Below are 13,207 nucleotides of genomic sequence, written 5' to 3' on the forward strand. Positions count from 1 at the left end.
GGGTTTAAATATGCGTGTTAGTACTAATGCAATGTATCAAAAAAATTTAACGAGTATTTTAAATACCAACAGTAAATGGCAAAAATCAGGATTGCATTTAGCAACCGGTAAAAAAATCTTATCACCTTCTGATGATCCTATGGGGTCATCGCAAGCATTAATTTTAAAACAGGCTCAATCAAGAAATACTCAGTATCAATCAGCTCGTGAAAGTGTTAATAACTCGTTAAGTCGCCAAGATACAGTACTAAAAGAAGCGAATACTGTTATCCAATCAATTCAAGAGACACTAGTTTATGCGGGTAATGAGACGTTAAACGATGAAAATAGACGTGACTTAGCCAATAAATTACAAGGACTAAAAGATCAATTAATTTCGTTAGCTAATGCTAAAGACACTAATGGCAATTATATCTTTGCTGGAAATAAAAATGATACACCTCCTTTTGTTGTGGATGAATCTGGTAAAGTTAATTATGTCGGTGGTTCTACAACGATTAATATTTTCATTGATGATACGCGTGAAGTGTCATTAAGTTTTACTGGTGATCAGATTTTTATGTCAGGCGCCAATAGTTCTGTGGAAAGTGATGTTTTTGCTAGCATAGATTATGCATTAGAAGTACTGCATATCGATTTGGATGATAATGACCCTGATGCGATTACGCAATTCAGAGAAGGTTTATCGAAAGCTAGTCAAGGCGTTGATAATTCGTTTGAAAATATCTCAACAGTTAGGGCTGCAGGTGGTAATGTGTTGGCGGAAGTTGAACGATTAACTGCACTAGGTAAAACCTTGGACATTGATTTTCAAACACAAATTAGCCAAATTGAAGATGTTGATTGGTATGAAGCCATTGCAGATTATGTGATGTTACAGGCGAATTTACAAGCAGCTCAATATACTTTTATGAATATGCAAAATATGTCCTTATTTCAAATGAAATAACTTTCTGTCATCACTTAGTTAAATCGTTAATAAACAGGAGGCTTATGCCTCCTATTTATTAACTTCTTTAAAATTTAGTTAATTTATTTAGTTATTATTTAAAGGCAATTTGTCTAAAACCTGATATTGATTTTTGCGGTGTATTTCTAGCAATTTCTTCAATTCGACTAATAATTTGAATTAACTTTTCGCTATAGTTAGGATCGGTTGCATAGTGTGCATCTTGCAGTGCTTTGGCTGCGGTTCTTGCATCAGGTGCGTTAACAACGGCACGATAACGCGGGCTTTTGGTAAGTAAATCAAGATAATCTGTTAATGCATGTTGTTTACTTTTATAAACTCTAAATTCATCTTGAATCTTAACCATATTGTTATTTAAAAATTCTCGTGTTGTTAACCGAGTTGAATTGCCTTTCCATGATGATGTCGCTTTTATGCCAAAATAGTTATGACTTGGTTGATTGTCGGCTGTTTTTATCTGCTTTTTACCCCAACCTGTTTCTAAGGCCGCTTGTGCAATGATAACCTCATAAGGAATACCTGACATTTTGGATGCCTTTTTAGCGGGTTCAAACCACTCGACTATAAATTGCGTGATATGGTCTTTATCAAAATCATTAACTGCTGGCGGTAATGGTTTGACGTTAGTATTCGTTAATTTATTCGTTTGCTGGTAAAGCATTTGACCTAATGCCGCAGGCGATGAATTTGAATCACTAAATAAAGATTGTGCTAATTCTATATTATTAGCCTGAGATTGTGGGGTAATAGATCTATTTGGCTGATTATTTAATTGTTTGGCAATAATATTGGCAAGACCTAATCCTTTACCGGCAGCCTGTTGAGCAATTTGCTGATCAAACATTGAAGTAAATAACTGCATTGCAGATTGATTAAATAATCCACCATTAGGAACGGCTTTTCGCATAGATTGCATCATCATATTGACGAATAGTGTTTCAAACTGATCGGCAACTTGCTTGACACTTTCACTTGATCCACTAACAGCGTTACGCCTTAATTGGCCAATGCTCGAAAAATCATAAGCAAAGCGATTAATAGACTGATTAACTAGGTTTTTCATAATAATTATGCTTTAAATCGTTTCTAATGCAGCGTGCAAACAACCTGCGGTTTTTAATGCCTCAAGTATCGACATTAATTCTGTTGGATTTGCGCCTAATAAATTAAGTGAGCTAATTACTCGGTTTAAATCAGCGCCAGAAGCTAAATTATGTAATGCTCCGCCATCTTGTTCGATGCTGACTTCATCATCAGGAACAACTACGGTTTGTCCTCCGGCTAACGGAGTATTAGGCTGACTAACTTTTAATTTGTTATTGACCACCACAGACAAATTACCATGAGCAACGGCACAATTGTCTAATTGAACTTTTTGATTCATCACCACCACGCCAGTGCGCGTATTAATGACTACTTTTGCTGAAATTGGTGAAGCACTAATTTGTAGGTTTTGAATCTTTGATAATAATTTAACTCTTGCCTGGCTATCTTGTGGCATGTTCAATTTAACCGTCATACCATCTAAAGCAACTGCGATATTTTTTTGTACCTTGTTAATTGCTTCAGCGATTTTTGATGCCATGGTAAAGTCAAAATGGTTAAGGTGTAAATGAATGGTACTTTTTTCATCTAAGCGGGTTGTTAATTCCCTCTCAATTGTCGCTCCACTCGGAATAGTTGCACCAGCCATTTGATTAACTGTTACACTACTGCCTTTGCTGCTTGCGCCCATACCACCAACAAAAAGATTACCTTGAGCAATGGCATAAACTTGATTGTCGGCACCTTTCAATGGCGTCATAATCAATGTGCCACCGCGAAGGCTTTTGGCATTACCTAATGAAGAGACAACAACATCAATTTGTTGCCCAACTCGTGCATAAGATGGTAATTTAGCCGTAACCATTACCGCAGCAACATTCTTTAATTGCATGTTACTACCAGATGGTACGGTAATACCTAATTGCGAAAGCATGTTGGTTATACTTTGAATGGTAAATGGTGTTTGTGAAGTTTGGTCTCCAGTACCATCTAGCCCAACAACAATTCCATAGCCTACTAAGGCGTTTTCACGCACGCCTTGAATAGTTACTAAATCCCTTATTCGTTCGGCATAACTATAGGGTGTGCCCACTATCATTATTAAAATAATAAAAGTTCGTAATATATTAAGCATAATCAGATTCATTAAAATGGTGAAAGATTAAAAAACAGGCGTTGTAACCAACCCATAGTTTGAGCTTCATCAATGTAGCCATTACCTACATATTCAATGCGAGCATCGGCAACTTGAGTTGAAATAACGGTATTGTTACCACTTATTGTCCTTGGGTTAACAACGCCTGAAAATCGAATAAATTCTGTTCCCTGATTTATTGCAATTTGTTTTTCACCAATTACTTTTAAATTGCCATTAATCATGACATCTTGAACGGTGACGGTGATGGTTCCACTAAATGTATTTTTTGCATTAGCGCCACCAGAACCTTTAAAATCGTTACTGCCTGAGATATCAGTATCTACTTTGCCTCGACCAACTAATCCATCTAAAAAGTGAGGAACAGTTTTTACACCTAAATTTACCCCACCATTACGACCAGCATTAATAGATGAACTTTTACTCGCACTCACATTTTCTTGTAATACAATAGTTAATACATCACCAATATTGCGAGGTCTACGATCTTCAAACATTGGTTGATAGCCAAAACTACTTGGTTGTGATGCTTGATATATTGAGCCGCTTGAATTAACAATTTCTGGCATTTGAGGAACAATACTGGTTTGCCCTTCAACTAATGCCTTTTTAGGTAATTGGCTACAACCGACTAATAACATCATTACTAAAATATAAAGATATCTCATTATCATAGTTTTATAACTGATTTAAACGTTGCAACATTTGGTCAGACGCTGATATTGCTTTACTGTTAATTTCGTAAGCACGTTGTACTTGAATCATGTTAACTAACTCTTCTGCAACATTTACGTTAGAGGTTTCGATATAACCTTGATACAGCAATCCAGCACCATTTAATCCCGGTGTATTTTCAGTTGGAGCACCAGAGCTTTCGGTTTCTAAATAGAGATTTTCACCAACACTTTCTAATCCAGTGTCATTAATAAAAGTATGTAATGTTAATTGGCCAACTTGCACTTGAGTTGATTGATTGGCTAAAGTCACACTAACAATACCATCCCGTGCCACGGTCATTTTTATCGCATTTGATGGAATGTTGATGGTTGGTTGAATTTCGTAACCAGCAGCGGTAACTAATTGACCATTTTGGTTAACTTGAAAAGCACCACTTCGAGTATAAGCTAGCGTTCCATCAGGCATCAGAACTTGGAAAAAACCTTGTCCATTAATAGCGATATCACTGCTATTATCAGTTAATTCTAAATTTCCTTGGCTATGAATTCGTTCGGTAGCTACAGGCCTAACACCGGTACCAATTTGTAATCCAGAGGGTAGTGTTGTTTGTTCAGATGATTGAGCGCCAGGTTGGCGAATAGTTTGATATAACAGATCTTCAAAAACAGCACGTTGGCGTTTAAAACCACCAGTACTAACGTTGGCTAAATTATTGGAAATTATATCCATATTCATTTGTTGTGCAGTTAGCCCAGTTTTTGCAATCCATAATGATTTAATCATTGCTTTTTCCTATTTTAATTATGTTAACGATAATATTTGATTGGCTCTTTGTGCATTTTCATCGGCAGTTGTAATTTGCTTCATCTGCATTTCAAATTGACGAGAATGGCTAATCAAATTCACCATTGCAGTAACAGGATTAACATTACTGCCTTCTAATACTCCAGACATCAGTTTTGCGTTAGGATTATCTTGTAATACTGCACCACGATTGTTAACAGGTGTTGCATGAAAAAAACCGTCATCGCCACGTACCAACTCATTAGGTTCAAGGTGAACTTTCTTTATTTTTCCAACTTGAGCAATGGTTGTGCGTTTATCACCTGCACCTAACGCTGATAAAGTTCCGTCGGCACTAATACTAACCTGTGAACGCTGAGGAACTGTTAATACGCCATTATCACCAAGTAATGGATGACCTTGGATATTAAGTGTGCCATTTTCATCAATTTGAATGGCACCATTACGGGTATATGCTTCACTACCATCAGCTAATTGTACAGCTAGCCAATCATCTTCTGATAAAGCAACGTCTAAATCTCGCCCAGTATAATTAAATGCACCCATTGTTGAATCATAGGTTGGCGTGGTTGCTGCAACCATGGTCCTTGTTGGCATACTATTACCCACAATAGGAACGGCTTTCATTGCCGTTAATTGAGCACGAAAGCCTGCTGTTGATACATTAGCTAAGTTATGACTGGTTATGGATTGTTGATTTAATGTTTGGCTAGCGCCAGACATGGCAGTATAAATAACGCGATCCATACATATTCCTTAAATTATCTTAAATTAACTAATGTATTAAGAATTTGATCTTGCGTTTTAATGGTTTGAGAATTAGATTGATAATTACGTTGGGCAACAATCATATTAACTAATTCTTGGCTCATATCAACATTGGATGATTCAACGGCACCACTGGCTAATGATCCAAAAGTACCAGTATTGGCTGAGCCTAATACTTCACCACCAGAATTTAGTGTTGAACGCCAGTTATTATTCCCTGCTGACTCTAATCCATTAACATTGGCAAAATCAGCCATGGCAATTTGACCTAATAACATGGTTTGTTGGTTAGAATAAACACCATAAATAGTGCCATCATTGTTAATACTATAGCCAACTAAATCACCTGCTGCGTAGCCATCAACGATAGGGGTTTTTATGCTACCGACTTCTTTACCCATATTTTGTTGAGTACTGTTTGCAAGTGACAATGTAAAGCTATTATCTTCTGATCCATTTATGCCATTAATATTGATAGTCATTTCTGGATCACTGATTAATTTGCCTGATGAATCAAATTCCATTTTTCCTAATGCTTGTAGAGTTGCATTAGGATCGCTACTATCAAGGTAATGAACATCCCATTGATTATCTGCTGTTTTTACATAAAAAAGCTGAACATTACGTTGATTACCTAATGAATCATAAGTGGTGATAGTGGTTGAATAATTGAATGTGTCAGCATCTGTTGCATTAATGGGTTGTTTTTCAGGAACTTTACTATTTGAATTTAGATTTGTTTGCAAAGCAGCTTTATTGGTTGCTGATGCATTTAACATTTCTTGTGAAATTTTTAATGGACCCGGTGCTGAACCTTGTTGAATTTGTGGTGGAGTACCTGTCGCAAGATAACCAGTCAAATTGAAACCGTCAGCAGATACGATATTACGTTCAGCATCTAATTGAAACTGACCATTACGGGTATAGTAGATTTGTCCACTACTATCAACTAATCTGAAAAATCCATTACCTGAAATCGCTATATCTAAACTGTTGTTGGTTGAAGTTGTTGTGCCGTCATTAAAATTTTGCATAACAGCAGCAACTTTAACACCCATCCCTACTTTTGAACCGGCATAGATATCAGCAAATGAAATACTAGCACTTTTAAAGCCAACTGTTGCAGAATTGGCAATATTATTACCAATAACATCTAATTGTTTAGAAGCGGCATTCATACCACTGATTGCTTGAGAAAATCCCATATAAACTTATTCCCCTTTAAAGAATTTGACGCACTTCGTCAATACTAATTGAACCAAGTATCCCTAAATCAAGTAATACTTTATTATTAACTTTGCTATTAATTACTCCGTAAACAACAGAGTAAGCTAATGGTGTTGATGTGACTTTTTGCCCCTCGTAAGTAGCATTAACTGAAAACGTGTAGCTACCATCTGGAGCTAAAGTTCCATCGTTAAGTTCTCCATCCCAAGTAAAAGAGCTGACACCAGCAGGGATGGATCCAAGATCGACTTCTCGTACAACATTACCATTTTCATCTTTTATGGTGATAACAACCGAATCAGCATCACGCATAAGTTCAAAACCAAACGGCGTAGTAATGGTCTCTTTATCACTTTTTGAACCATCTATTTCTGAAGTTGCGACTAATATTTTATTACCAGGAACCATAACGCCTTTACCAATCATATTGCTCGCGTTGACTGATAAACTATCGTCAATCTGGCCTGAAACCATACCTAACGTTGTATTAAGTCGTTCAATACCTGCTAATGTATTAATTTGCGCCAATTGCGAGGTTAACTGACTATTATCCATTGGATTAGTTGGATCTTGATTCTTCATTTGGGCAATAAGTAATGTTAAAAAGTTATCTTGTAATTCCTGACTAGAATTACCATCAGATGAACCTTTCCTCACTGCTTGTGGACTAGCCATATTTGACGATTCTGAAACTGGTACATTCGAAATACCCATGAATTAAGCCCCTTTATTGCCCTAAGGTAAGTGTTTTAAGCATTAAGCTTTTTACGGTATTAATGACTTCCACATTTGCTTGGTAGCTACGAGATGCTGAAATGGTATTGACCATCTCTGCCACTACATCTACATTAGGTTTTTGAATGTAACCTTTCTCATCAGCTAAAGGATGCTTAGGGTCATAGACTAAATTCATTGGTGATGGGTCTTCGATGACCTCAGATACTTTTACTCCAGCTATGCTATTGGGATAATTGTTATCATCGACTTGGAAAATAACTTGTTTAGCTCGATAAGCTTGACCTGAAGTACTTGTAACACTATCAGCATTTGCTAAATTACTCGCACTAACATTCATTCGTTGAGTTTGTGCCATTAATGCAGAACCAGAGATAGAAAAAATAGAGAAGCTCATAATGGTTATCCTTGCTGTAATACGGATACTACATTTTTAAATTGTTCACCTAAAAATGTTAAATTACTTTGATAATGGATACTGTTATCCATAAAAGCTGTTCTTTCTTGATCCATTTCAACAGTATTACCATCAGCAGATGATTGATAAGGAATGCGATACAGAAGTTGATAATCATCTGAGCGGATAGTGTTGGTTTGGATATGCTTTTCTGATGTTATATTAAGCTTTATATTATTAAGCGTATGTTGATTATTGATAGCTTTTTTTAATTCAATATTAAAATCAATATCTCTAGCTTGATAATTAGTCGTATCACTATTGGCAATATTGGTCGCAAGTATATTTTGTCGTTTTTCACGAACACTTAATGCTTGTTGATGAAAGTTAACAAAAGTATCTAATTTATTTAGCATAAAATCATCTCATCTTTTTTTATGTAGAGAATTTTAAGCAAATCAAAAAAAAATCATCGTATAAATAACGATAAAAATTGCCCTTATTTCAACATTCAATAAATAAGCTGATAAAGTAAAATTTAGTTACCAATAATGTTGTGAACAAATATGTCTCAGTTTATAAAATATCTAAGTCTTTTAGGTGTGTTGTGTAGCTCAAAAATAGCTTTGGCTAACTCAATGGAAAAACAGATTAGTGATCTAATCTATCAACAAATTAGCGAAGCTAATATTGATAATATTGCTATTGATTACCTCACTTCGAAACCTCAGTTAAATTGTGATTCACCAACATTTGCGATTTTAAATAAAAATAAGCAGTGGGGTAATTTAACCATCACTGCTAAATGTGAAAATATCACTAAATATATTCAAGTTTATGTTGCTGTTACTGGGAGTTATGTTATGGCGAATCAGCCGATAAGTGCAGGAACATTAATGACAGAGCAGCAAGTGAAAATGCAATCTGGGCGGTTAGATAAATTACCACCTGCTGTAATTTTGAATAAATCAGAGGTTATCAATCATATTGCTTTAAGAAATATTAATAATGGTGAGCCTATTAAAAATTCAATGTTACAGAAAAATTGGCATGTTAAAGCAGGTCAAACAGTAAAAGTAATTGTTAATGGTGAGGGGTATTCAATTGCTGCTAATGGCAAAACACTAAGCAATGGTGCCTTGGGTGAATTAATAAATATCAAACTTAATACAGGTAATATTGTTCAGGGTGTTGTTACAGAAAAAGGTATAATAATTTTAAACAAATAAAATTAATGATTTTCTGATTTTTGCCGATAATTAGATTAAACCTCCCCTATAAACCTCAACGTTAATTGAAGGAATTTTATGAGTATAGATGCAACAAAAATGGTTACCGCCGTATCAGGGGTACTTAATCGTATAAATGAGCAAAATAAAAAAACTAATGCATCTGTGCAAAACTCAAATAACTTAACGTTGAATGTTAAGTTAAGCCAAAATACTATAGCATTGTTGCATTCAACTGAAAATGATATCGATACTAGTAAAATTGAAAAGATAAAACAGGCCATTACTGAAGGTAAATTAGTGATCAATCCAAATAAAATTGCCGATGAAATTATTAAGCAAACTTTCGAAAATATTGAAATCTAATTGATTTTGAAGGAATGTCGTCATGTTAGAATTAGATAACATTTTTAATAATGTAACAGTTATGTTACAAGCCCTGTCAGATATTTTAGAAGCTGAACAACAAATATTATTTAAAAATAATTCAGTAAATCAATTGAGTGAAATTATAAACCAAAAAAGCCAATTACTTATTGAGTTAAAATTACTTGATGAAAAAAGACTAAAAGTTAGTCAGCAATGCAATATTCAATCACCTTATAGTGAAAAACAAGAGTTAGCATTAAAATGGCAAGCTATCACAAAAATGACTCAGCGATTAGCTCAAATCAATCGGGAAAACGGAGTGCTTATTCAAAACCGAATGAACGTAACGCAACATTCAATAGACTATTTAAAAAGCATGAATAATCCTGCTGTTTATACCCATAATGGTTATCAACAACCAGAAACTATTTCATCTAAACGCGCTAAAGTTTAATCATTTTGAAGTTGTTTCACGGTAAACGAGATAAATAACTATTAAATTAGGGTCTTATTAAGCCAATAACTTTCTCAAGTTGCGTTCATACTGTGCTGTAAACGGTAATTAGGCAATAAAATTGATTTAATTAAGATATGGCTGATGATAGTGATCTAGATAAAAGCGAACAACCCACCGATAGCAAATTAAAAAAAGCCAAGGAAAAGGGACAAATCCCACGATCTCGCGAGTTAACATCGTTAATTATTTTGTTGGTTAGTATCCTATTATTTTGGATGATGGGCAGTCATTTTGTTGCTAATTTAAAAACAATTATTCAACGCGCTATGTTGGTTGCATACCGAACAGATGATGATAAACAAATTATTTTCAATTTAATTAATTTATTAACCGCTGGATTTTGGTCGATTTTACCTATTTTTTTCGGATTAGTCATTATTGCCATCATTGCACCTATGGGAGTTGGTGGTTTACTTTTTAGTTTGCAATCAATTAACCCCAATTTTGGTAAATTGAATCCGATTAGCGGATTTAAAAGAATTTTTAGTATTCGAATTTTTTCAGAGTTATTTAAAAGCCTGCTTAAAGTTGTTTTAATCGGTTTTGCCGTGACATTGTTTCTAATCAATCAATTTCCAAATATGCTTTCGCTGCCAAATATGTATTTAAATAGTGCATTATCTAACGTTATGCAGCTGCTTATTTATTCAGGAATATTAACTATTTTAGCTTTAATTCCTATGGTTGGATTTGATATTTTTTATCAAATCTGGAGTAATTTAAAAAAATTAAGAATGTCTAAACAAGAGATTAAAGACGAGTTCAAGGAGCAAGAAGGTAATCCACAAATTAAAGGCCGCATTCGCCAGATGCAACAAGCAATAGCAAGACGTCGAATGATGAAAGATGTACCAAAAGCCAATGTTATTATCACTAACCCAACTCATTATGCGGTTGCACTACAATATGATGATAAAACTATGTCTGCCCCTAAACTGATAGCTAAAGGTACCGACAATATCGCTATCAAAATTAAAGAAATTGCCCAAGAGCACCGCATTCCACAATTAGAGGCTCCTCCTCTCGCTCGGGCTTTATATCGCTATGGTGAAATAGGACAAACCATTCCAGCCGAACTCTATGCTGCCGTTGCGCAAATTTTAGCCTGGGTTTATCAATTAAAACGTTGGCATAAACATGGTGGTGATAAGCCTCAAAAACCAACGAATATACCGATCCCTGAATCTTTATCCGTGAATGAGTAAAAGTAAATCTCTATGATGAAATCAAAATTAGCCAATTTATTATCAGTAAATCTATCAAAAAGTGGTCATTATCGAATTTTAACAGGACCAATGCTTATTTTATTGATTCTTTCAATGATGGTATTACCTTTACCTGCATTTATATTGGATCTGTTTTTTACTTTTAATATTGCATTATCAATTATTATTTTGATTGTTGCGTTGTTTACTAAGCGGGTTTTAGATTTTGCAGCGTTTCCTACCGTTCTGCTTTTTGCAACGTTATTACGACTATCGCTAAATGTTGCTTCAACTCGGGTTGTACTGTTAAAAGGTCATACTGGTAGTGATGCAGCAGGTAGAGTTATTGAGGCTTTTGGACATTTTTTAGTGGGCGGTAATTTCGCTATTGGTATTGTTGTCTTTATTATTTTAGTGATTATCAACTTCATGGTAATCACTAAAGGTGCTGGTAGGATAGCTGAAGTTGGTGCTCGCTTCGCATTGGATGGTATGCCGGGTAAGCAAATGGCAATTGATGCTGATCTCAATGCTGGATTAATTGGTGAAGATGAAGCCAAAGCACGGCGCGCGGAAGTTACACAGGAAGCCGATTTTTATGGCTCAATGGATGGTGCGAGTAAATTTGTACGTGGTGACGCCATCGCTGGATTACTAATTATGGCCATAACCATTGTTGGTGGATTATTAGTTGGGGTAATGCAGCATGGTATGACATTTTCAGATGCAAGTAAAACCTATGTATTATTGACTATTGGTGATGGTCTAGTTGCACAAATCCCTTCACTGATTATTTCTACCGCTGCGGGTGTAATTGTGACTCGGGTTACCTCACAAGAAAACATTAGCGATCAAATGCTCAAACAGTTATTTAATAATCCTCAAGTATTAATATTAACTGCGGTTGTTATTGGTTTGCTTGGACTTATTCCAGGGATGCCAAATTTAGTATTTTTAATGTTTACTGCGGTATTATCAGTAATTTCTTGGTGGTTAACCAAACAAAAGAGAGTTGAGAAAACAGTTGCTACTCCACCAAAAAGTGTTGCAGCGCCAACAAATGTTGACGCTTCATGGTCTGATGTCAATATTGAAGATATCTTAGCGATGGAAGTTGGATACGGGCTCATTCCTATGGTTGATCAAAACCAAAATGGTGAATTACTTGGTCGAATTCGTAGCTTGCGTAAAAAGTTTGCGCAAACATTAGGCTTTTTACCGCCTCAAGTTCATATTCGGGATAATCTCTCGTTATCACCTTATCAATATAAAATTTTTATAAAAGGTGGTGAAATTGGTCAAGGCGAAATAATGAATAATAAATGGTTAGCGATCAACCCCGGCACAGTAACCGAAACTATCGAAGGCATTGAAACTATTGAGCCGGCTTTTGGTTTACCTGCTGTTTGGATAGATGAAAATGACAAAGAAAATGCACAAATATTGGGTTACACTGTTGTTGATACTAGTACCATGATTGCCACCCATTTCAATCATTTGTTACATCAATTTGCCAGTGATTTATTGGGACGATTAGAGACACAAGAATTATTGGATCGAATAAAGCAGGATATTCCTAAATTAGTCGAAGATTTTATTCCTGACGTAGTGCCTTTAACTACTTTTCATAAAATTCTACAAAACTTGCTTGCTGAAAAAGTATCGATTCGTGATATGCGCACAATTATTGAGACGATTTGTGAGCAGGCACCAAATCAAAATGATGCCTATCATTTACTCAGTATTGTTAGAATAGCGCTAGGGCGTGTGATTACCCAACAATGGTTTCCTGGGACGGAACCGATAAGAGTAATTGGATTAAATATTGATTTAGAAAGAATATTACTGCAAGCTTTGCAAAATACTAGTAATGTTGAACCGGGACTAGCAGAACATATTCTTCAACAACTCAAACAAGCATTAAATCAGCAAGATGCAATGGGAGCGCCGCCTGTTTTATTGGTTAATCACACATTAAGAGCGATGCTCTCCCAGTTTTTAAGACCTAATTTTCCTCAATTAGCGGTGTTATCTAATTTAGAAATACCTGATAACCGAAAGATCCAAGTGACATATCAAATTGGCAGTGAATTATGATAAATTTACTG

15 protein-coding genes are annotated in these 13,207 nt (G+C 35.3%); 6 read left to right on the forward strand and 9 right to left on the reverse strand.

Annotation, left to right across the window (positions count from 1 at the left end; all coding sequences use genetic code 11):
* Positions 1 to 10: 10 nt before the first annotated feature.
* Entirely contained in the window at positions 11 to 949 is a 939-nt protein-coding gene (gene flgL / locus J3U27_RS03905) for a flagellar hook-associated protein FlgL (protein ID WP_065733617.1), read from the forward strand.
* 94 nt (positions 950 to 1,043) lie between these two features.
* Here flgL and flgJ read toward each other — a convergent pair whose 3' ends face one another.
* The 9 genes from flgJ to flgB are packed head-to-tail and all read right to left on the reverse strand — an operon-like array spanning position 1,044 to position 8,195.
* Positions 1,044 to 2,033, reverse strand: a complete 990-nt coding sequence (flgJ, locus tag J3U27_RS03910; RefSeq protein WP_267342393.1) for a flagellar assembly peptidoglycan hydrolase FlgJ — start codon at positions 2,031 to 2,033, stop codon at positions 1,044 to 1,046.
* 12 nt (positions 2,034 to 2,045) lie between these two features.
* A complete protein-coding gene (locus J3U27_RS03915) occupies positions 2,046 to 3,149 on the reverse strand; it encodes a flagellar basal body P-ring protein FlgI (RefSeq protein WP_267342392.1) in 1,104 nt (367 codons plus the stop codon).
* Positions 3,150 to 3,160: 11 nt separating this feature from the next.
* Complete coding sequence (locus J3U27_RS03920; RefSeq protein WP_081299484.1) at positions 3,161 to 3,838, reverse strand: flagellar basal body L-ring protein FlgH; 678 nt, start codon at positions 3,836 to 3,838, stop codon at positions 3,161 to 3,163.
* Positions 3,839 to 3,848: 10 nt separating this feature from the next.
* Positions 3,849 to 4,631, reverse strand: coding sequence for a flagellar basal-body rod protein FlgG (flgG, locus tag J3U27_RS03925; protein ID WP_065562527.1), 783 nt, complete (start codon positions 4,629 to 4,631; stop codon positions 3,849 to 3,851).
* 18 nt (positions 4,632 to 4,649) lie between these two features.
* On the reverse strand, positions 4,650 to 5,399 hold the full coding sequence (locus J3U27_RS03930; RefSeq protein ID WP_267330840.1) for a flagellar basal body rod protein FlgF: 750 nt from the start codon (positions 5,397 to 5,399) through the stop codon (positions 4,650 to 4,652).
* Positions 5,400 to 5,413: 14 nt separating this feature from the next.
* Positions 5,414 to 6,625 carry a flagellar hook protein FlgE gene (gene flgE, locus J3U27_RS03935; RefSeq protein ID WP_267376870.1) on the reverse strand — a complete coding sequence of 404 codons (1,212 nt, stop codon included), beginning with the start codon at positions 6,623 to 6,625 and terminating at the stop codon, positions 5,414 to 5,416.
* A 16-nt stretch (positions 6,626 to 6,641) separates the two neighbouring features.
* Positions 6,642 to 7,322, reverse strand: a complete 681-nt coding sequence (flgD, locus tag J3U27_RS03940; protein ID WP_370632648.1) for a flagellar hook assembly protein FlgD — start codon at positions 7,320 to 7,322, stop codon at positions 6,642 to 6,644.
* A 52-nt stretch (positions 7,323 to 7,374) separates the two neighbouring features.
* Complete coding sequence (gene flgC / locus J3U27_RS03945) at positions 7,375 to 7,782, reverse strand: flagellar basal body rod protein FlgC (protein ID WP_141673923.1); 408 nt, start codon at positions 7,780 to 7,782, stop codon at positions 7,375 to 7,377.
* Positions 7,783 to 7,784: 2 nt separating this feature from the next.
* Positions 7,785 to 8,195, reverse strand: coding sequence for a flagellar basal body rod protein FlgB (flgB, locus tag J3U27_RS03950; protein ID WP_267376872.1), 411 nt, complete (start codon positions 8,193 to 8,195; stop codon positions 7,785 to 7,787).
* 150 nt (positions 8,196 to 8,345) lie between these two features.
* On the opposite strand from flgB, the gene flgA reads away from it, so the two are divergent.
* From flgA to flhA, 5 genes are all read left to right on the forward strand, one after another.
* A complete protein-coding gene (flgA, locus tag J3U27_RS03955) occupies positions 8,346 to 9,008 on the forward strand; it encodes a flagellar basal body P-ring formation chaperone FlgA (protein ID WP_267376874.1) in 663 nt (220 codons plus the stop codon).
* A 78-nt stretch (positions 9,009 to 9,086) separates the two neighbouring features.
* The gene (flgM, locus tag J3U27_RS03960; protein WP_267339050.1) at positions 9,087 to 9,374 is read left to right on the forward strand and encodes a flagellar biosynthesis anti-sigma factor FlgM; all 288 of its coding nucleotides are present in this window, start codon (positions 9,087 to 9,089) and stop codon (positions 9,372 to 9,374) included.
* Between the two features lie 22 nt (positions 9,375 to 9,396).
* On the forward strand, positions 9,397 to 9,831 hold the full coding sequence (locus J3U27_RS03965; protein WP_065562519.1) for a flagella synthesis protein FlgN: 435 nt from the start codon (positions 9,397 to 9,399) through the stop codon (positions 9,829 to 9,831).
* Between the two features lie 137 nt (positions 9,832 to 9,968).
* Entirely contained in the window at positions 9,969 to 11,099 is a 1,131-nt protein-coding gene (gene flhB / locus J3U27_RS03970; RefSeq protein WP_267376875.1) for a flagellar biosynthesis protein FlhB, read from the forward strand.
* Between the two features lie 15 nt (positions 11,100 to 11,114).
* A complete protein-coding gene (gene flhA, locus J3U27_RS03975) occupies positions 11,115 to 13,196 on the forward strand; it encodes a flagellar biosynthesis protein FlhA (protein ID WP_416380534.1) in 2,082 nt (693 codons plus the stop codon).
* Positions 13,197 to 13,207: the final 11 nt, after the last annotated feature.

Source organism: Gilliamella sp. B2911 (assembly GCF_026536965.1).
GTDB classification, from domain to species: domain Bacteria; phylum Pseudomonadota; class Gammaproteobacteria; order Enterobacterales; family Orbaceae; genus Gilliamella; species Gilliamella apicola_E.

Coding starts and splice junctions, on each gene's coding strand:
- flgL (WP_065733617.1), top strand. CDS start 11: ATGCGTGTTAGTACTAATGCAATGTATCAAAAAAATTTAACGAGTATT.
- flgJ (WP_267342393.1), bottom strand. CDS start 2,033: ATGAAAAACCTAGTTAATCAGTCTATTAATCGCTTTGCTTATGATTTT.
- J3U27_RS03915 (WP_267342392.1), bottom strand. CDS start 3,149: ATGCTTAATATATTACGAACTTTTATTATTTTAATAATGATAGTGGGC.
- J3U27_RS03920 (WP_081299484.1), bottom strand. CDS start 3,838: ATGAGATATCTTTATATTTTAGTAATGATGTTATTAGTCGGTTGTAGC.
- flgG (WP_065562527.1), bottom strand. CDS start 4,631: ATGATTAAATCATTATGGATTGCAAAAACTGGGCTAACTGCACAACAA.
- J3U27_RS03930 (WP_267330840.1), bottom strand. CDS start 5,399: ATGGATCGCGTTATTTATACTGCCATGTCTGGCGCTAGCCAAACATTA.
- flgE (WP_267376870.1), bottom strand. CDS start 6,625: ATGGGATTTTCTCAAGCAATCAGTGGTATGAATGCCGCTTCTAAACAA.
- flgD (WP_370632648.1), bottom strand. CDS start 7,322: ATGGCTAGTCCACAAGCAGTGAGGAAAGGTTCATCTGATGGTAATTCT.
- flgB (WP_267376872.1), bottom strand. CDS start 8,195: ATGCTAAATAAATTAGATACTTTTGTTAACTTTCATCAACAAGCATTA.
- flgA (WP_267376874.1), top strand. CDS start 8,346: ATGTCTCAGTTTATAAAATATCTAAGTCTTTTAGGTGTGTTGTGTAGC.
- flgM (WP_267339050.1), top strand. CDS start 9,087: ATGAGTATAGATGCAACAAAAATGGTTACCGCCGTATCAGGGGTACTT.
- J3U27_RS03965 (WP_065562519.1), top strand. CDS start 9,397: ATGTTAGAATTAGATAACATTTTTAATAATGTAACAGTTATGTTACAA.
- flhB (WP_267376875.1), top strand. CDS start 9,969: ATGGCTGATGATAGTGATCTAGATAAAAGCGAACAACCCACCGATAGC.
- flhA (WP_416380534.1), top strand. CDS start 11,115: ATGAAATCAAAATTAGCCAATTTATTATCAGTAAATCTATCAAAAAGT.